Here is a 19,208-nt window from a genome sequence, read left to right on the forward strand (position 1 = left end):
CAAGAATACGCAGATTTATATCAATAAATAGCATGATCAGTTTTATGCAAATATAGGGACAAAGGTCGTTATGGCTCAAACTGTCAACGAGGTAACTGACTTGATGAGTGATAAAGACGGTCGCCCAAAATCTAAGCTCCAAATACCAGCAACGGTAAAGTATCTATTTATGGTACTGGTTTTAGGTTTGTTAGTGCTAATATTAATGATGGGCGGCAAAGCATTACGTGATGCACCGCCAGCAAATATTTATGTTAGTAATCAAGGTCTGTCTGTTGCTCAATATCGCTCATTGCAAGAAGTAATGGAACAACAGCAAGTAAGTAGCTTTTTTACCTCTGATTTGCAGGCATTGCGAGACATCACGATGGGTTTAGCTTGGGTAGATCAAGTAAGCATTTCTCGTGACTGGCAACGTGGTATTGTTATCAATGCACTACCCAAACAAGCGGTTGCTAATTTTGGTACAGAACGTTTGGTTGATGCAAAAGGTGCTGTGTTTGTTCCTGCTGATAGCAGAGATTTAATACAAGAGCAGTTTGCGACCTTACAAGGTGAGATGTCTCAAGCACCAGTCATTATGCAACAGATGCAACAAGTTAATGATTGGTATACACCACTTGGTATGCAGGTCGAAGATATCATTCTATCACCAAGAATGACCTGGCTGATTCGTTTTGACAATGGCCTGCGTGTGATTGTAGACAATGAGAATACAGCACAAAAACTATTGAATTTAAGCCAGCTGCTTGGCAATCAATTAAGTACGCGTCGAGATGAAATGCAGTCTGTAGATTTACGATATAAAAATGGTTTTACCATTGCTTGGAATACGACGCAAAGTGATGAATCAGAATAGCCTAAGTAGGAATAATGATTATAGATAATCGACAGCTGGGCTAAGACGGTTTATTTAGTTTAAATAAGATATGTACAACATCATAGCGTATTAGTGACGCTTTTTTTAATAATTTAATAGAAGAGCATCATTTGTTCTTCTGTTTAGCGATAATTTGTCTGGTACCATGAAAAATAATGAAAATCTGGTTGTTGTCCATCTAAGTGCCACGGCAGTATATGTCGTAATAGGCAATGTTGTATCTGCAAAAGACATTCGTATTTTAGGCGTAGGACAAGTTAAAAACAGTGATTTTTATCAGGGTCAGATAAAACACCGTGAACGTCTGCAAGGTGCTATAAAACAAGCCATTCAAGAAGCAGAAGATACGGCTAACTGCCGTGTGCATAGTGTTTGGTTAACACTTGCGACACCTGAGTTATCTAGCAAAAACAGTGCTGGAGAGGTCAAAGTAGAAGACGAAGTTGTACGTGCAAAAGACATGGTACAAGCATTGGCTAATGCAAAGTCGCGCGATTTATCATCTGATAATTACTTGATGCATTGTTGCCAGCAAGGTATCTATGTCGATGAGCAAGACTTTATGGTGGATGATGTCATCGAGATGATGGCACACAATATTACTGTGATGTACCACATGATGATGATGCCTGTTGCTAGCCGTCAAAATATCCAAAAACTATTACAAAGTTGTGACGTTGGCATTGATCATATCGTTTTTGATGCCGTAACCAGTGCTGAGTATAGTTTGATGACTGAGGAACGCCAGCAAGGTGTTTGCTTGGTAGATATTGGTGCTAGTACGACCAGTATTTGTGTGTATAAAGAGAATAAGTTGATTTTTACACATTGTATCGCGACAGGTAGTCATGAAGTGACGATGGATATTTCAGCGGATTTTGGTATTTCCATGATTGAAGCTGAAAAACTGAAAAAATCTCATGGTACAGCTGATGTCAATAGTGTCGATCCAAGCGCATTCTTTTTGTTCAAACCTCAAGGATCGGGTGACGAAATTAACATCGGTATTTATAATTTGGCACGTATCATCGAAGCTCGTTATGTTCAGATATTTACTGAAGTAGCACGTCAGTTACACGAGGCAGGATTGATAGGCTATATCGATAAAGGGATTGTGTTGACTGGTGGCGGTAGTACTATTAAAGGTATGATACCCTTTGCCAAAAAGCTACTAAAAATGCCTGTGGTATTGACCAACATCCATCCTGCTATCAGTGCTTATAATCATTTTGATAATGACGAGTCCTTTAAGCTACTCAATAGCCAAGTTAACGACCGTGCTTATCAAACGGCTTTTGGTACGTTGCTATATAGTCAGAGCGAGCAATTCCGCCGCAGTGAAAAAAGTGAACCTGAAGCCATTCAAAATAATCGAGTATCAGGCGTCTTTCGAAGTGCGGGCCAACGTTTTGCGAATGTTTTAAAGAAAATATTATAGACTTGTTTAATAAAGCACCCATACGCTATAGAATGCCTCTAAATTGGTTAAGCAAAAAACAAGGTAACATTTCGAATAAATTAGTTTCAAAAAAAACGTACTGAATGGTAATGACATATTATTGTCTACACTGAATGATTTTAGCCATACCCTGTTTTATTTAAATACATTTATATATAGTATGTCGATAGCGCGCCACATGAGTGCGTTACTATGCTTCGACTTATACGCTATCTGCAACTGGAGAATCTTTTTTATGTCAAAATACACCATGCCAGATGATAATCAGCTTCAAAATAATGGCCAAGCAAGCTTCACTGTATTCGGTGTTGGTGGCGGCGGCGGTAATGCAGTTGAACATATGGTACAACAAGGCATCAGAGGTGTAACGTTCGTTTGTGCCAATACCGATAAACAAGCGCTAGATCGTCTTACTGCACCGCATAAGCTGCAACTGGGTGCAAAAACGAACCGCGGTCTAGGGGCAGGGGCAAATCCAGAAGTTGGTCGTGAAGCAGCAGAAAGCGAAGAAGAAGCGATTCGCGCATTGCTTGATCACTCAGATATGGTGTTTATCACTGCTGGTATGGGTGGCGGTACGGGTACTGGTGCAGCACCAGTTGTTGCTCGTATTGCAAAAGAAATGGAAGTACTGACAGTTGCTGTTGTAACGACGCCATTTAAATTCGAAGGTGGTAAGCGTATCAAAGCTGCTAAAGCAGGTATCGAGCAGCTAACTAACTTTGTCGATTCGATCATCACGATTCCAAATGATAAGTTGATGAGTGTATACGGCAATATCTCTATGCAAGATGCCTTTAAAAAAGCGGATGATGTACTGTTGCATGCCGTTCAAGGTATTGCTGAAACCATCGCTAGCGAGGGTATGATTAATATTGACTTTAACGATATCCGTACTGCAATGACTGCTAAAGGTCATGCGATGATGGGTATTGGTCGTGCTAGCGGTGATGATCGTGCGCGCCAAGCAACTGAAAAAGCCATTAGATCACCATTGCTTGACGATTTGCGTTTAGAGAACGCAAAAGGTCTACTGGTTAATGTGATCTCTTCAGAGTCATTATCACTAGATGAGATGAGCAAAATCAGTGCAATAGTAGAAGAAATTACTGATATTGATGACGCTCACATTTTCTACGGTTCTGTTATCGATGAAAAAATGGGCGATGACTTACATGTGACAGTCATTGCAACTGGTCTAACGTTGGACGAAAACGCAGGTCAAGAGCCAGAAGTAGCAGAGCAGGCAGTGCCTTCTGTTAATAGCACGCAACCTGTCGATCCTAACGTACATACCAGCGCTTTAAACAGTCAAAAGCAGTCACAAGCTCAGCAGTACCAAGATAGCGTTGTACGTCCTAGCGCAAGGGCACCTCAGGAGCAACCTAAGACTAAAACAAACAGTATCCAAGACTATTTGAAGCGTCAACAAAATAAATAGTATTTTTGGCTCATTGTAAGTGAGAAAAAGCCAGCGTTTGTACGCTGGCTTTTTTGTGTTTAAAGAAAGTTAGATCGTTTTCGATAAAAAAATTGTGACTACCTTCCATATAGTTTGAGGATTTATGACTGTTGAACTTGGTATAAGGCTTACTGATTTATGGCATTAGGAAGGTCATGCAAAGTAAGAATTAACTACAGAGTATTGACGATAAGTGTTATCAATCAAGGAGATAAGGAAATTAACGCTTTTTATATATAGCGAATGAGGGGTAGGTAATGGTACACTATGTCAATTGTAACAAAATATGTGAGAAGACAACCATGAACCAAAGAACCATAAAAACAGCAATTGCCGTTACGGGTACTGGTCTACATAGTGGTCAGCCTGTTGACTTGGAGTTCCATCCACAGCCGATTGACACTGGTATTGTTTTCGAGCGCTCAGACATAAAGGGTAGTCAACCAATCCCAGCGAGTGCGTTTTTAGTACAAGATACTATGATGTCATCGAACTTAGTATTTGGTGGTACGCGGGTAGGAACGGTCGAGCATTTGCTTAGCGCCATCGCCGGTCTAGGTGTAGACAACCTATTGATTCGGGTCTCTGCCTCAGAGATACCGATCATGGATGGTAGTGCTGCGCCTTTTGTTGCGCTTTTACTTGACGCAGGATTTTGTGAGCAAGAAGCAGCTAAAAAATTCATTAAAATTATACGTCCAGTACGAGTAAAACTGGAAGATAAATGGGCGGAGCTGCGTCCTTATGATGGCTATGAATTAAATTTCGAAATCGATTTCAATCATCCTGCTTTTGATAAAAACTTTCAACATGCACAATTGAAGTTCTCTACACAGAACTTCATCGAGCAGTTGAGCACTGCTCGTACTTTTGGATTTTTACGTGATATAGAAGCGCTACGTCAAAACAACCTAGCATTGGGCGGTAGTATGGAAAACGCTATTGTTATTGATGATGACAATATACTCAATGTAGAAGGCTTACGTTTTAATGATGAGTTTGTCCGTCACAAAATCTTAGATGCCTTAGGAGACTTGCATCTGATTGGCTACCCAATTTTAGGTCGTTTTAATGCCTATAAGTCTGGTCATGCTCTAAATAATTTATTAGTACGTGAAATACTATCTGACGAAGATAACTTTGAAATTGTAACTTTTGATGACAATGTAATCTGTCCTATCGAGTATTTATCGCTTAGTAATTTAGCTATCGAAGGATAAATACAGGAATATACACGAATTATCGAAACATTTACGCAATATTACATAGTTAGGCTATAATTACATTTATATAATATTTTATATTCTGGATATATTACCTATATTGTTTTATGTTTTTATCGTTAAGGCACATAGTACAAAAGCTGTAGATATTTTTTAAATCCTTCGTTAGTTGTATCTGTATTATAGATATAACTAACGAAGGATTTTTTTTGGCTGATACATTACAAAAAACCATTTATATCAATGCCATTATCTGTTCTTATTTACATAACTTTACACTTAGCAGTAGGTATTTTTTAGTTATTCATTAGGCGCAAAAGGGCTTTTTTGAGATTTTCGTCAGTGGTGACATGCTCTGCGGCCTGTGATATAGTCCGTTTTGTGTTTTGGCTAAGCGCCTGATTTTCATTGGCTTTACGAGAGTTAGGCAATTGCAGCGATGCTACTGACGATGGCTTAGATAGATAATTATCAGCAGAGCTTTTAGCCACAACGACGCGAATTTGCCTGAGTTGTTTAAATGTAATTGACTGCTCTGTTAGTATTTGCAAATACGAGCTATGTAAATAGCGAATATGATTTGCTGCTGTCATTGAGCTAACACTTAATATCAATTGCTCAGGTGTTAAGCCGACAACCCAACAGGTATTGAGGATCTCTTCAGGTAGACAGTCTACCAATAGCTCTTTTATCTCGTTGGTTGCTTTTATATATAGCCGCATGTTGTTAGCAAGGGTCTGAGGTAGCGCACTACCAGCAAATGCTTGATGATCTATCAGCTGGGCAAGCCGATTAGGTTGTTTTTTTGACATCGTAAGTACTCATCTAATGGGTGACAAACTCGATACTCATAACAGACATGCCAAAAGCAACATATAGCAGATGGCTTATAAGATAGTTGACTAGGTGGAAGGTGCTACTGGCACTAGTCACTATTTGAAAAAAATGAACCGTTGTAATAGGGATTTTATCACGTCTATTTGACGATTATATCCTCTAAATTAATTGATGCTTCGTTACGGATGACGAGCAGACTTGTATTAACAATAGGTAGTAAATTTATGAAACAAGCTTTATTAATTTTGTCAGTATTGGGGATGGGTATTGCACAGACGAGTGGTGCTGCCGAGACAACCTTTCAACCAAATAATACCTTGAGTCATACCATCACAAATATTTCTACTACTGCGAACTATGGTTCCAGCCGTAATATCTATAGCACTAATAATGGTGCACATGTATTTAGTAATGATGAAATCAGTCAGGCCATCGATAATTTGAGTGCTCATGCTAAGCAAAAAGAAAATCAGCTAGCTTCACTGACTAGCCGTTTGTCTTATGAGCAGCGCCAACAGCAAGCTAGCCGTGTACCTGACCGTAACTCTGCTCCTGCTATTGCAGCAGCAAATGCGTCTCGTGTAGCGCTATCTAGAAGCTCTGGTTACTGTGCTCGCTATGTACGTAAAGCATTGCAGTCAGCTGGCTACGAATTTACGCCTAATCCGTCCGCTTATCAGTATGCTTCTCGTGGTACGCTCGCCAAAGCTGGCTTCACCAAGATTAGCAACGACATGGAACCACAAGTTGGCGACGTTGTAGTCTATAACCGTACTTCAGGCCGTCCACATGGTCATATCCAGATTTTTGATGGTAACGACTGGGTATCTGATTTCCGTCAAAATAGCATTAGCCCATATAGCGGTACGTACAGCTATACAACATGGCGTGATTCGAAATATGTTGATGATGCGTCAGACCGTGGTATTTACCTTGCAATGGCTGATAAATAAGCATCAGTTAAACACAGTTAAAGTTTTCTCCAAGCTCAGTAATGCTCCTTATGACATTGCTGGGTTTTTTTTGTGCTTAAAATGTGATGTCTAAGTGAGTACAGCTCATGTAACCGAATTAAAGCTCAAAATTTGGCCAATAGTCGCGATTGTGAAAGTCAGGCGGGGAGGCATGGCTGGTGGCGAAGTATAAATCAGTTTCGCCAAACCATAAGATGACACAAGGATGTATTTGTTCGATCATTATGTTTGCAACAGCGTATTGTTGATTCGGCAGTTGAGTTATAGGCAGGCTAAAGCTGCGCTCATAACGAAAAGCTGACTGTACTACCGTCGGAGTGCTAGATGACAGGCTTTCTACTGATATAGCAGTCAGGTCCTTGTGGTCGTTCCAATCAATAGATACGCGCGTGGTTCTATCGGCCTCATATAAAGGTACAGGCGGTAGTGCCGCAGGGTTGCGATAGCTTTCAAATTGATACAGAGCATAACGTCCATCAGGGCTAGCGTTAACTTCTACATAAGAGGGTGAATGTTGGAATAGTATGTTGTGAGGCATCGTTTGGTGAGTTGTTACGATATCTTCGTCATTAACCTTGCTGTCATTCAGCTTACTGCCAGCAATAAAAAATTCAAGGCAGGTTTCTTCCCATAGATAATCAGTGAAATTTACTTGGGCTTGCTGCCATATTGGCCAATTTAATTGATTGGCTAGAGTTTGGCTAGGCAGAATCACTCGATAGGTCAGTACTAGCTGCAAAGCTGGTTGTTGGGTAATCTTTGCACTTACTTCGATAGAGATACTCTCTAGTTCTTCTATAGACACACTCATCTGCTGAGCATCTTTCGCTATCGTCTCGGTGGCTATACGGAGGTTAAAAGATTGGTTCATTATTAATAAGTCTCGATGGTATTAATAAAAAAGTGAGAGTCAGAAGAGAAGTTGTACTGAGTAAGTGCTCTTATATTATTCTAGAAGTATAACTGAGAGCATCAGACAATACAGAAGCCGCGAGCAGGATGCGTCGCGGCTTCTGTATTTCATTATCATTTAGCTATGAGATAAGTGAATATAAAACTTAAACACTTAAGTCTAGTCGGTCATGACAGATTACTGCGCGTGACGTGCTAAGTTAGACAGTTTTGGGTTAGCATTTGGGTTTTTGCGTAGTAATAATGCCATACGACCAATAGAGTGAACCAGAGATGCATTAGCCGCTTTAGCGAGTTCAGCGCCAACGATGTCACGCTCTTCTTTCGTGCCAGCAGGTAGCTTCACTTTGATAAGCTCATGATCTGACAGCGCGCGATCGATTTCTTCAGTAATAGTTGGGGTAATGCCTTTGTTGCCGATCATAACGATAGGCTTTAGCTCGTGACCGATGCCTTTTAGACGTTTGATAGTAGCGTTATCGAGTTGCATATAATTCCTAAGTGTTGGTAAAAATAAAGTGGTACTGTCAAAAACAGTTATTGATCATTATAGATAATCTGTAACCATCTTGCATGAGATCAGCAGGATTTTGCACGATTTTACGTGACGAAAATGTTAAACTGAATGTTTGGTACATTATAAACGCTACTGCCTTATAAAACAGTTATTTAACCAATAGAATTTAGTCAGTTTGTGACCACTAATGAATCAAAAACTTGTTTGACACCGTATTTAGGATAATACGCATCTAATTAATATCAGTATGTAAGTGATAGAGTAATTAAAGCAGCTAGATCTAGTAAAGCAATAGGAGCAGGTATTTTGGCCACGCGTATCGAAAACAAAAAACTATCAAAGAGCAGCAGTGCTTGGATGAAAGAACATATTGACGATCATTATGTGCAAAAAGCTCAAGAAGATGGCTATCGTGCTCGGGCTGCTTATAAATTATTGGAGATTAACGAAAAAACCAATTTGATTAAAAAGGGCATGACGGTCGTAGACCTAGGTAGTGCGCCTGGTAGTTGGTCACAAGTTGCTGGTCGATTGGTAGGTGATGATGGTATTTTAATTGCCTCTGATATTTTGGCCATGGATAACTTGCCTGATGTTACCTTTATTCAGGGTGATTTTCGTGAGGCTGAGGTTTTCGACGCTATTATGGCAGAAGTAGGGAATAGGCAAGTCGATGTAGTACTGTCGGACATGGCACCCAATACCGCTGGAAATAGTGCGATTGATCAGCCGCGTATGATGTACCTGTGCGAGCTGGCAGTGGACTTCGCACTCGCAACCTTACCAGAAGGTGGCGCACTTATTATGAAAGTGTTTCAAGGTCAGGGTACACAAGAATTACGCAAGCAGATGCAGCAAGATTTTAGTAAAATTCGTAGTATAAAGCCAGGTGCGTCACGACCACGGTCAAAAGAGATGTTTTGGATAGCGATTAAATAGTTTTAACATCAATAAGTTGCTGCTCTTGCAAGCGAGATGATAAACCGCCATAAAGTGTTTTTATCGAAATATAAGCGCTGTGACAGAAGTTAAATGAATAATCGTGAAACTTGCTTGAATTATACGGGTTAGCACCACATATCATGGTATATTACCTTTGTTTTTAGCATATGTTTTAGGCAAAGTCGTCTGATAATAAGCGTTTTACAAGCTCAATGATCGTATATCTACGTTTATCTCATACTGATTATTTATAAAAACAATTTTTAGGCTATCTAGAAGTCATACAAGTTTAATGTAGCAGTTTTTTAGTATCGGGATATTCGCTAAAAATGAGCAATACGTTTATAGACGTCACGTGTTTAATAAACACACCAATAAGTAAGGGATGGGAATAACTAGTGAGCGACATGGTAAAAAATACCTTATTGTGGCTGGTGGTAATCGGCGTTTTGGTGCTGGTGTTTAGCGGCTTTGATCAATCTTCTGAGCCGGATAACCTTAACTACTCTGAGTTTGTGACCGCAGTGTCAGAAAACCAAGTAGCCAGTGTCGAGATCGACGGCGAGCAGATCACCGGCGAAAAGAAAAATGGCTCATCTTTTGAGACCATTAGACCAGCTGTGTCAGATGACCAGCTCATGCCAATGCTACGTGAGAACCAAGTCGAAGTTCAAGGAACTGCACCAAAGCGCCAAAGCGTATTGATGCAATTACTGATAGCCAGCTTCCCAATTTTACTGATTATTGGTCTGTTCTTATTCTTTATGCGTAATATGCAGGGTGGTGCTGGTGGTAAAGGCGGTGGCCCGATGAGCTTTGGTAAATCAAAAGCAAAAATGCTGACCGAAGATCAAATCAATGTTAACTTTGAAGACGTGGCAGGTTGTGAAGAAGCCAAAGAAGAAGTGGTTGAAGTAGTTGATTTTCTACGTGATCCAGATAAATTTACCAAACTTGGGGCAACGATTCCTCGCGGTATTTTGATGGTAGGTCCTCCAGGTACTGGTAAAACGCTACTTGCAAGAGCTATCGCTGGTGAAGCTAAAGTACCATTTTTCTCAATTTCAGGTTCTGATTTTGTTGAGATGTTCGTCGGTGTTGGTGCATCGCGTGTCCGTGATATGTTCGAGCAAGCGAAGAAAAGTGCTCCTTGTATTATCTTTATTGATGAGATCGATGCAGTCGGTCGTCATCGTGGCTCCGGTATGGGTGGCGGTAATGATGAGCGCGAACAGACACTGAACCAGTTGTTGGTCGAGATGGATGGTTTTGAAGGTAATGAAGGTGTTATCGTCATTGCTGCAACCAACCGTGCTGACGTACTTGATAAAGCATTATTACGTCCAGGTCGTTTTGACCGTCAAGTACAAGTCGGTTTGCCAGATATCAAAGGCCGTGAACAAATCTTAAAAGTCCATTTGAAGAAATTGCCAAATACGATTAGTGTAGACGCAAGCTCTCTTGCTCGTGGTACACCTGGATTTAGTGGTGCACAGCTCGCCAACCTTGTAAACGAAGCAGCATTATTTGCAGCACGTCGTAACAAGACCAGTGTCGATATGAACGACTTTGAAGACGCAAAAGACAAGCTATACATGGGTCCTGAGCGTAAGTCTATGGTAATACGCGAAGAAGAACGCCGTGCGACTGCCTATCATGAAGCAGGTCATGCTTTAGTAGCGGAGTTGCTACCAGGTACTGATCCGGTGCATAAAGTTACCATTATGCCGCGTGGTTTTGCCCTAGGTGTTACATGGCAGCTGCCTGAGCATGATCAGACCAGTATGTATAAATCAAAAATGTTGAGCGACCTAGCCATTCTGTTCGGCGGTCGTATTGCTGAAGAGGTTTTCATTAATCAAATGTCAACGGGTGCTTCAAACGATTTTGAGCGCGCTACCAAAATGGCACGTGCAATGGTCACAAAATACGGCATGTCTGATGCACTTGGTATCATGGTATATGAGGATGATGATAGTTCGCAAGGGTACTTCGGTGGTGGAGGTCGTACGATTTCTGAAGCCACGCAGCAAAAAGTTGATGAGGAAGTACGCCGCATGCTAGAAGAGCAGTATGATATTGCTCGCGAGTTGATTGAAGGCAACCAAGAAAAAATGCACGCTATGGTTGATGCATTAATGAAATGGGAAACCATTGATCGTGATCAATTGCAAGATATCTTAGCAGGTGAAGACCCACGTCCGCCTAAGGTCTATAGCCATAACGAAGTGAACTTGTCAAAGAATGATATTAAAACGACAGGTTCAACACCGCCACCACTACCGGCGATGTAAATGCTAGCGTATTCATGTTCAATAAAAAGCCCTTTACGATAAAGGGCTTTTTTCTTATTAACACTGTATGAATGGTTTAGAACCCTATAAGATTTACTGGTATTATAAGTATGAAGAACAATAACTAAAACCGTATTATACTTTTTACTGCTGATGGATTATTCATGTCACTATTCCAACCTTTACCCAATTATCAAGTAACGAGCCGTGATAAGATTTTGGATTTATCACAGCCACATATTATGGGTATTCTTAATGTCACACCAGATTCGTTTTCAGATGGAGGGCAATTTCACAGAGTAGATACTGCTGTTGCTCATTGTCAGAAGATGATAGAGCAGGGCGCTACTATTATCGATATCGGTGGTGAATCTACTCGTCCAAACGCAAATGTCGTAGGTACTTCTGAAGAAATACAGCGCGTTGTGCCAGTGGTTTGGGCTATCCGACAGTATTGTGGTGACAGTATTTGGTTGTCTATTGATACTAGTAGCCCTGAAGTGATGCAGGCAGCTTTTGATGAAGGTGCCGACATATGGAATGACGTGCGTGCTCTTAAACGTGAAGGTGCAGCAGCATTGGCGGCTGAACTTGATATACCGGTTATGCTCATGCACATGCGCGGCGAACCAACGACGATGGATGGTTTGGCTCAATACGATGATGTCATTAATGACGTTACTACAGAGCTTGCCATGCGTGTTGAGGAAGTCATCAGTTTAGGAATAAAACATGAAAAAATCATCATCGATCCAGGTTTTGGTTTTGCTAAAGACTATGAGCATCACTGCGCATTATTAAGCCAATTGAGTCGTCTACAGATGCTTGGCCTACCGATAATGTTTGGTATTTCACGTAAGCGATTTTTAGCAGAAGTATTGACCAAAAGTGGAGTAGAGGCCTTTGCTACTACCCAAGCGACAGAACGAGATATGATCGGTACAGCAGCTGGTATTTTTGCACTACAACAAGGCGCGAGCATCGTTCGCACGCATAATGTGGCGATGATGCAGCAGGCAGTGGCATTATGGAGTCAACTGTCAGAATATCGTTGTGAAGCTCATTCTACATGTTCAAACGAATAGTAAGATTTTAAGACTATCAATATTCTATACGCTATGCCTGATATTTATTTCTAAACTATCTCAACTAATAAAACTATTTAAATTAATAAGAGTAAACCTATGACTAGTACAACTCAGCCAGAACCGACCAATGAGCAGCGCCGTATTATTTATCAAGCTCGCCGTGGCTTAAAAGAATTAGACTTTTATATCGACCCTTATGTTAAAGAGCTTTATTTGACAGCCGATCCTACTGAGCAAGAAACATTTGCTCAAATGCTCACTCATGAAGACCCTGACTTATTGGATTATTTTACTAATCAAAATCGTCCAGAAGACGACGACATCTGGGCATTGGTCAATAAGATAAAAACATGGCGCCATACCAAAGACCTGGTTTAGGCCTCAAAAAAAGTCACAGTAGTTATTAATATCTCCTATAGTATGCTGACATGACATCTGTAACCTCCTTACGCATTGATACACCTATTAAGCCTGCCAGTTATGTACGCGGGCTACTATATATAGGTTTGATCGGCATCATGATGATATTGGCATGGCTGGCTTCTTTGGCCTTATGGCAATATTTGCTGGTCTTAATAGTCTCAGCAGCAGTCGCAAGCTACCTCATAGTATCGAGACCGATACTATTGCATATCAGTCAGCCACGGCTTAGCCAGCGTGTCGATAAACAATGGCAGTTGTTGATACGAACGGGTCGAGGTGATGAATTATGGCAAGCAGAATTAGTCGCTATACATCGCTATCAGTGGGCGACGAGTATTGAGTTCAATATCATTGAGCCCTACCAAAAAATGTTTTCCACAACTATATTTCGCGATCAAGTAAATCATGAGCAATGGCGACAGTTAAATATCCTAGCCAATATCAGTAAGAGTTCATCCTAGATAATGAGTCGTCTATTGGTTTTAAATTTTTTGTGCACGATGAAAAAGCTCAACATGTCATAACAAAACAGCTATCTCAAAAGATAAATAGGTTTGTTATATTAAAAAATGAGAACAAAACGCATAGATTTGCCATTATGTTATTAAGAGTCATGTAGGTAGATGCGACATTTTTGTAGATTAAAGCATTATTTTTGTAGTAAACCACATAATAACAAGAGGAATATATAATGAGCTTATTAGGGAGTTTAGTGAGCCAAGTAGCGCGTAGTGCAATGAATCCAGACGATGCTCAGCGCAATCCAGTCAATCAGCGTACGGAGACACGCCAAACAGGGGGCCTTGGTGATATTTTAGGCAGTGTACTGGGCGGTGGTCAGGCAGGTGGTTATAGCACTCAGCAGCATAATCGTCAGTCAGATAACGGTTTTGGTTTAGATGACATTATTGGTGGTCTCGCAGGCGGTAGCCAGCGCAGTGGTATGAATGCAGGTACTGGTGGTCTGGGTGATATTTTAGGAAGTGTATTAGGGGGTCAACAAACCAGTAGTGGGTTTGGTGGTAAAGGTATGCTCGTTGCTGCGTTAATGCCCATGGTACTCAGCTGGATTAAGCGTAATGGTGGTCTAAGTGGAGCATTATCAAAAATCACTGGTATGGGCTATGAAGGTCAGGCACGTTCTTGGATGAGCAACAACGAAACAAATGATAATCTAGATCCGAATGAGATTAACCGATTGTTTGACGAAAGTGAAATCCAGCAAGTAGCCGCTCATACTGGCGCTAATGAAACTGAGGTAAAACAAGGGCTCGCTGAGCTATTGCCTGAAGTAATGAACCAATTAACTCCTAATGGCAATCTGGATAATGAAGCTGAAGCTAATGAAGAAATTGATCAAATCATTAGTCAATTATCTAACCGCCTTGGTAGTTTTAAGTAGCTTTTTATAAAAGAGCTACTATTTATAGAATTAGATGTTTCGATGAAAACACAATAAAAAATAGCCCGTCGATAGATGGGCTATTTTTTTGTAGCTTATATATGGATATCATATTTAACAAAGTTCTTGTTATCTATTTGTCTGCTAATCTAAATGTATATGTTAAAAAAAGTAAACAGTGATATAAGGGTTCTATAAGTCCTATAAAATGGATAGAACTAGTATTCAAGTTGTGGTTGTAGTTCCAGCGTCTCAATGGTATTGAACGAAAGGTACATTCCTCTAATCGCTTAAGGATTTTACAAGGATTATTAATTATGCCATTTAAGCCCATTCAAGCAGCTGTTGCTATTTTAGTTGGTTTGGTCATTTGGTTTGTCATCCCAGTGCCGACGGGTGTCACACCAGAAGCGTGGCATATGTTGGCATTATTTATTGCGACTATTGTTGCCATCATAGGTAAGGTATTGCCTATTGGGGCCATTGCTATTATTGCTGTCACTTTAGTAGCACTAACTGGCGTCACAAATGATAATCCGAAGCAAGCCATTAGCGATGCGTTGTCAAGTTATTCCAGTCCTCTGATTTGGCTAATTGGTATCGCGGTTATGATATCGCGTGGGTTGATAAAAACAGGCTTAGGTCGACGTATTGCTTATTATTTTATTTCTATTTTTGGTAAAAAAACCATTGGCGTGGCTTATTCCTTAGCAGCAGCTGAACTGATGGTCGCACCCATCACACCTTCTAATACGGCCCGTGGTGGTGGTATTATTCACCCCATTATGAAGTCCATTGCGCAAAGCTTTCATTCGACACCAGAAGAAGGCACTCAAAATAAAATTGGGCGCTATTTAGCAATGGTAAATTACCACGCGAATCCTATTACTTCTGGGATGTTTATCACGGCGACTGCCCCCAATCCTTTAGTCGTAGAGCTGGTGAATAAAGCAACGGGTGGCGATATTCAGCTATCATGGACAACGTGGGCAGTAGCGATGTTCATACCTGGGATGCTTTGTCTGATCGTCATGCCAGTGGTTATCTACTTGATTTATCCCCCCGATGTCAAAGCAACACCTGATGCCAAAAATTTTGCAAAAGATAATCTGACAGAGATGGGGCAGGTCAGTACCCATGAGAAGATAATGCTCGGTGTATTTGGTCTTATGTTGGTATTATGGGCTAATATTCCTGCACTGATTTTGGGTGAGCAATATAGTGTTGATGCCACGACAACTGCCTTCATTGGCTTGACGACATTGATATTGACTGGCGTACTGACTTGGGATGACATTCTCAAAGAAAAATCTGCATGGGATACTATTGTTTGGTTTGGTGCACTGATTATGATGGCCGCTTATCTAAATAAGCTTGGCTTGATTAGCTGGTTTGCAGGTAACATTGAGTCTCTCATTGGAACAACTGGGGTAGGCTGGATAGGTGCAGCGACGATGTTGACCTTAGTTTACTTATACATACATTACTTTTTTGCCAGTACTACCGCCCACATTACCGCACTATTTGCAGCATTTTATGCGGTTGGTTTGACACTAGGTGCCCCGCCAATGCTATATGCTTTAATCTTGGCTGCAGCAGGTAATATCATGATGACATTAACCCATTATGCGACTGGCACAGCACCTGTAATTTTCAACTCTGGTTATGTGACGTTGAAAGAGTGGTGGGGTATTGGTGCGATTATGAGTGTGGTTAATTTGGTGATTTGGATAGGTGCTGGTTTAATTTGGTGGAAAGTGCTTGGTTATTATTAATAGGACATCTAAGATTATTGTTTTACCCGGTTAGCCTTTAGATGAGTGTTGGCTAAAAACGCTCATCTAAAGACTCTAGCGTATAATTGAGTGCGGCAAAGCAGATATCGGTGTTAAACCCTCTATACTGCAAAAACCGTAGCTGCTTAGCTTTTTCCTTTTGCTCAACTGGTATCTCATCACCATATTTTTTGGTACGTGCTACCACTGCCAGTTTTAACCAATCTACACCATCCACTAGGTTATCTGCATCGTCATCTACAAACTCACTGAATTCATCAGACTCTGCGTTTGCCATATCAATTAACTCATCGATGTTGCCTGGCATAGCAATCTTCTTACGATAAAATTCTTGTTTGATACGGCCACGTCCACGGCCTTTACGGATATTCTCACGTATTAGCATTAGAGTAGTGCGGTAATCACTTTGATAGCCTTTTTCTTCAAACTCATCGAGTAGAGTATCAATTCTCTCTGGATTTTGTTCTTTGTCAATCAGCTTTTGCTTTAGCTCGGCCTTACCGTATTCACGGCGTGATAAATAATAAAATGCGAGCCAACGCAACCGACTTTCTGCTTTGATCGCATCGATTTCCGCTTGTTTCTGCTCAGGAGTTCGTAAGTAGGCTTTGAGCGCGGCTGGTATATTATCGTTTTGGCTACCTGCTTCACTATCATTGACAGCAAAAAGATCAGCTTCGTTTTCTGAGTTTTTGGATAGTGATTTAGTACTATTACTAGTATCAACTGTCAAACCGTTATCAACGTCATCATTATTATGAACGTCGTGTTTGACTTCTGCTAGCATCTCTTTAATGGTTTGCGCTTCAGGTAGCTGATAAGTAGGGGCATCACTAGGCTCAGCGGTAAAATTAGCCGCTGGATGAAAACGCTTCTTACGTTTTTTAGATTTAGAAGTTTTTTTAGATTTAGGAGAAGGGTCTTCAAAAAACGCGGTATCGATAGTAGCGTCATTCGTGATTGAATCATCTTTACTTGAACGGATAGTCCGTTTACTAGATTTCCCTAGTTTTTTAAACTCATTCGTACGAGAGTTTTTGGACGGTTTTTTTGGTTTGCTATCAATAGAACTAGCTGAGTCGGCACCCGACTCAGCTAGAATTTCAGCTAAAGTTTTAATTTTCATAATGAATCATAGTTACTGACAACGGTTAATTGTTAAACCATTATTGTACAGCTTCAGAAGCCTGTTCTGCTTCTTCAGTTTCTGAGTCTTTGCTATCTTTTTTCGTACCAAGCTTTTCGTCACGAATCTTATCTTCAATCTCTTTAGCAATGGCAGGATTTTCCCTTAAGAAAAGCACAGAGTTGGCTTTACCTTGACCAATTTTTTCGTCTCCATAGCTGTACCAAGAGCCTGCTTTGCCAACAGCGCCAATCTCAACGCCTAAGTCAATAACTTCGGCTAAATGGTTAGTACCTGCACCATAAGTAATTTCGAACTCAGCTTGGCGGAAAGGTGGTGCCATTTTGTTTTTAATAACTTTGACACGAGTCTGGTTACCGATGATCTCATCACCATTTTTAACTGCACCGATACGGCGGATATCCATACGTACTGAGGCGTAAAATTTTAGTGCATTACCACCAGTCGTGGTTTCAGGGCTACCGAACATAACACCAATTTTCATACGAATCTGGTTAATAAAGACCACCATACAGTTAGAGCGTTTAGCATTACCAGTGATTTTACGTAGGGCTTGGCTCATAAGACGCGCTTGTAGACCCATGTGCGAGTCGCCCATTTCGCCTTCAATCTCGGCACGCGGTGTCAAAGCTGCTACTGAATCAATCACGATCATGTCAATTGCCCCTGAGCGCACCAACATATCGGTAATTTCGAGCGCTTGCTCACCATTATCAGGCTGCGATAGCAACAATTCATCAGTGTTTACACCAAGCTTGCGGGCATAGACAGGATCAAGCGCGTGCTCGGCATCGATAAAGGCACATGTACCGCCTTGCTTTTGGCATTCTGCAATGGCTTGCAGTGTCATTGTCGTTTTACCCGAGCTTTCTGGGCCGTAAATTTCAATGATACGCCCTTTTGGCAGGCCACCAATACCAAGCGCAATGTCTAACCCAAGAGAGCCTGTAGAAACCGCATCTACATCCATAGTAGCTGCATCATCACCTAGATGCATAATGGTATTCTTACCAAATTGCTTTTCGATTTGACCTAGCGCCGCTTTGAGGGCTTTGGCTTTGTTGTCGTCCATATTGGATTCCTTGTTTTCTGTAGTTAGATTGATGCTATAAATAAAATATTAGTACTGTTAAAACTTTTGGCAAACAAATACTGGCTGTTATAAAGTCAGTAATTATTGTCTGGCTGTTTTATCGAAAAATAGGTTGTCACGTGGCTGGTATAGGTAGTAGTATCAAATGTATGGTTCTACTATACATTAAAATTAAATAGCGAGAGAAGTAAAAATAAATCTGCAATACGTTGTCTTTATCGTTGTTTTTAAATCAGAATTTATCTGTTAATTACTCGACTCTATTTCTTAACGCTGCTGATTTGATAAAGTAATTATAGCAAAAGCAAGGAACTATAATTAGCATTGAGCGACGCTAAACGACACTACCTGTCGTATGGCATAAACTTGAAAAACTATAGAAGTGGGGTTACAGGCTGCTAGTTTTTTGAACCTGATAACGACTAGGTTTGTCAATAGACTTAGGAGTTGTCCACAATAAATAAAACATTTATTTTCGCTAATTGTGAAACATTATGAATGGTTAAATTATTTTATAGATTATTTAAAATAATTTTTTATGCATATGAATTTAATGTAAGTTGTTGATTTTATTTAATTTATAAATTGTACAAAAAATGAACGATTTTACCTTATCCTTTAATTTACTTAGCTATAAACTTGTCAAGTAGTGACTTATGCACAGGGTTATCCACAACTTATGGGGAGAACTCTGTAAAGCCTTATAATACATAAGTTTACGTAGATCTTTGGCATTAGAAGCTGATGCTATATTTTGTT

General features: G+C 40.5%; 17 protein-coding genes. 12 read left to right on the forward strand and 5 right to left on the reverse strand.

Annotated features, from left to right (window positions below):
* Positions 1 to 70 precede the first annotated feature (70 nt).
* The 4 genes from ACT3QN_RS07890 to lpxC all read left to right on the forward strand — a co-directional run bounded on the left by ACT3QN_RS07890 (position 71) and on the right by lpxC (position 5,021).
* Complete coding sequence (locus ACT3QN_RS07890; protein ID WP_444522915.1) at positions 71 to 859, forward strand: cell division protein FtsQ/DivIB; 789 nt, start codon at positions 71 to 73, stop codon at positions 857 to 859.
* Positions 860 to 1,025: 166 nt separating this feature from the next.
* Positions 1,026 to 2,318: a cell division protein FtsA gene (gene ftsA, locus ACT3QN_RS07895; RefSeq protein ID WP_444522914.1), complete on the forward strand. Its 1,293-nt coding sequence runs from the start codon at positions 1,026 to 1,028 to the stop codon at positions 2,316 to 2,318.
* Positions 2,319 to 2,574: 256 nt separating this feature from the next.
* Positions 2,575 to 3,780, forward strand: coding sequence for a cell division protein FtsZ (gene ftsZ, locus ACT3QN_RS07900; RefSeq protein WP_444520191.1), 1,206 nt, complete (start codon positions 2,575 to 2,577; stop codon positions 3,778 to 3,780).
* 323 nt (positions 3,781 to 4,103) lie between these two features.
* Positions 4,104 to 5,021, forward strand: a complete 918-nt coding sequence (gene lpxC, locus ACT3QN_RS07905; RefSeq protein ID WP_444520190.1) for a UDP-3-O-acyl-N-acetylglucosamine deacetylase — start codon at positions 4,104 to 4,106, stop codon at positions 5,019 to 5,021.
* A gap of 299 nt (positions 5,022 to 5,320) precedes the next feature.
* On the opposite strand, the gene ACT3QN_RS07910 is transcribed toward lpxC, so the two are convergent.
* Positions 5,321 to 5,836: a hypothetical protein gene (locus tag ACT3QN_RS07910; protein ID WP_444522913.1), complete on the reverse strand. Its 516-nt coding sequence runs from the start codon at positions 5,834 to 5,836 to the stop codon at positions 5,321 to 5,323.
* 249 nt (positions 5,837 to 6,085) lie between these two features.
* Between ACT3QN_RS07910 and ACT3QN_RS07915 the strand changes: the two genes are divergently transcribed.
* Positions 6,086 to 6,814: a CHAP domain-containing protein gene (locus ACT3QN_RS07915; protein ID WP_444520188.1), complete on the forward strand. Its 729-nt coding sequence runs from the start codon at positions 6,086 to 6,088 to the stop codon at positions 6,812 to 6,814.
* Positions 6,815 to 6,932: 118 nt separating this feature from the next.
* Here the strand turns inward: ACT3QN_RS07915 and ACT3QN_RS07920 are convergent, their stop codons facing one another.
* Both ACT3QN_RS07920 and ACT3QN_RS07925 read right to left on the reverse strand, forming a co-directional pair.
* Positions 6,933 to 7,706 carry a hypothetical protein gene (locus ACT3QN_RS07920; RefSeq protein ID WP_444522912.1) on the reverse strand — a complete coding sequence of 258 codons (774 nt, stop codon included), beginning with the start codon at positions 7,704 to 7,706 and terminating at the stop codon, positions 6,933 to 6,935.
* A gap of 219 nt (positions 7,707 to 7,925) precedes the next feature.
* Positions 7,926 to 8,237: a YhbY family RNA-binding protein gene (locus tag ACT3QN_RS07925; protein ID WP_444520186.1), complete on the reverse strand. Its 312-nt coding sequence runs from the start codon at positions 8,235 to 8,237 to the stop codon at positions 7,926 to 7,928.
* A gap of 333 nt (positions 8,238 to 8,570) precedes the next feature.
* Between ACT3QN_RS07925 and ACT3QN_RS07930 the strand changes: the two genes are divergently transcribed.
* The 7 genes from ACT3QN_RS07930 (at position 8,571) to ACT3QN_RS07960 (ending at position 16,188) form a co-directional block, all read left to right on the forward strand.
* Positions 8,571 to 9,203, forward strand: a complete 633-nt coding sequence (locus tag ACT3QN_RS07930) for an RlmE family RNA methyltransferase (RefSeq protein WP_444522911.1) — start codon at positions 8,571 to 8,573, stop codon at positions 9,201 to 9,203.
* Between the two features lie 401 nt (positions 9,204 to 9,604).
* Positions 9,605 to 11,500: an ATP-dependent zinc metalloprotease FtsH gene (gene ftsH / locus ACT3QN_RS07935; protein ID WP_444522910.1), complete on the forward strand. Its 1,896-nt coding sequence runs from the start codon at positions 9,605 to 9,607 to the stop codon at positions 11,498 to 11,500.
* Between the two features lie 164 nt (positions 11,501 to 11,664).
* Positions 11,665 to 12,585, forward strand: a complete 921-nt coding sequence (folP, locus tag ACT3QN_RS07940) for a dihydropteroate synthase (RefSeq protein WP_444522909.1) — start codon at positions 11,665 to 11,667, stop codon at positions 12,583 to 12,585.
* Positions 12,586 to 12,684: 99 nt separating this feature from the next.
* A complete protein-coding gene (locus ACT3QN_RS07945) occupies positions 12,685 to 12,966 on the forward strand; it encodes an FAD assembly factor SdhE (RefSeq protein ID WP_444520182.1) in 282 nt (93 codons plus the stop codon).
* A gap of 50 nt (positions 12,967 to 13,016) precedes the next feature.
* On the forward strand, positions 13,017 to 13,472 hold the full coding sequence (locus ACT3QN_RS07950; RefSeq protein ID WP_444522908.1) for a hypothetical protein: 456 nt from the start codon (positions 13,017 to 13,019) through the stop codon (positions 13,470 to 13,472).
* A gap of 230 nt (positions 13,473 to 13,702) precedes the next feature.
* Positions 13,703 to 14,413, forward strand: coding sequence for a YidB family protein (locus tag ACT3QN_RS07955; RefSeq protein ID WP_444522907.1), 711 nt, complete (start codon positions 13,703 to 13,705; stop codon positions 14,411 to 14,413).
* A gap of 317 nt (positions 14,414 to 14,730) precedes the next feature.
* On the forward strand, positions 14,731 to 16,188 hold the full coding sequence (locus ACT3QN_RS07960) for an anion permease (protein WP_444522906.1): 1,458 nt from the start codon (positions 14,731 to 14,733) through the stop codon (positions 16,186 to 16,188).
* Positions 16,189 to 16,240: 52 nt separating this feature from the next.
* On the opposite strand, the gene ACT3QN_RS07965 is transcribed toward ACT3QN_RS07960, so the two are convergent.
* Both ACT3QN_RS07965 and recA read right to left on the reverse strand, forming a co-directional pair.
* Positions 16,241 to 17,335 (reverse strand): regulatory protein RecX, encoded by a 1,095-nt coding sequence (locus ACT3QN_RS07965; protein WP_444522905.1) that lies wholly within the window; start codon positions 17,333 to 17,335, stop codon positions 16,241 to 16,243.
* A gap of 40 nt (positions 17,336 to 17,375) precedes the next feature.
* Positions 17,376 to 18,428, reverse strand: a complete 1,053-nt coding sequence (gene recA / locus ACT3QN_RS07970) for a recombinase RecA (protein WP_444522904.1) — start codon at positions 18,426 to 18,428, stop codon at positions 17,376 to 17,378.
* Between the last annotated feature and the right edge of the window lie 780 nt (positions 18,429 to 19,208).

It is taken from the genome of Psychrobacter sp. AOP7-C1-14, assembly GCF_052376135.1.
GTDB lineage: Bacteria > Pseudomonadota > Gammaproteobacteria > Pseudomonadales > Moraxellaceae > Psychrobacter.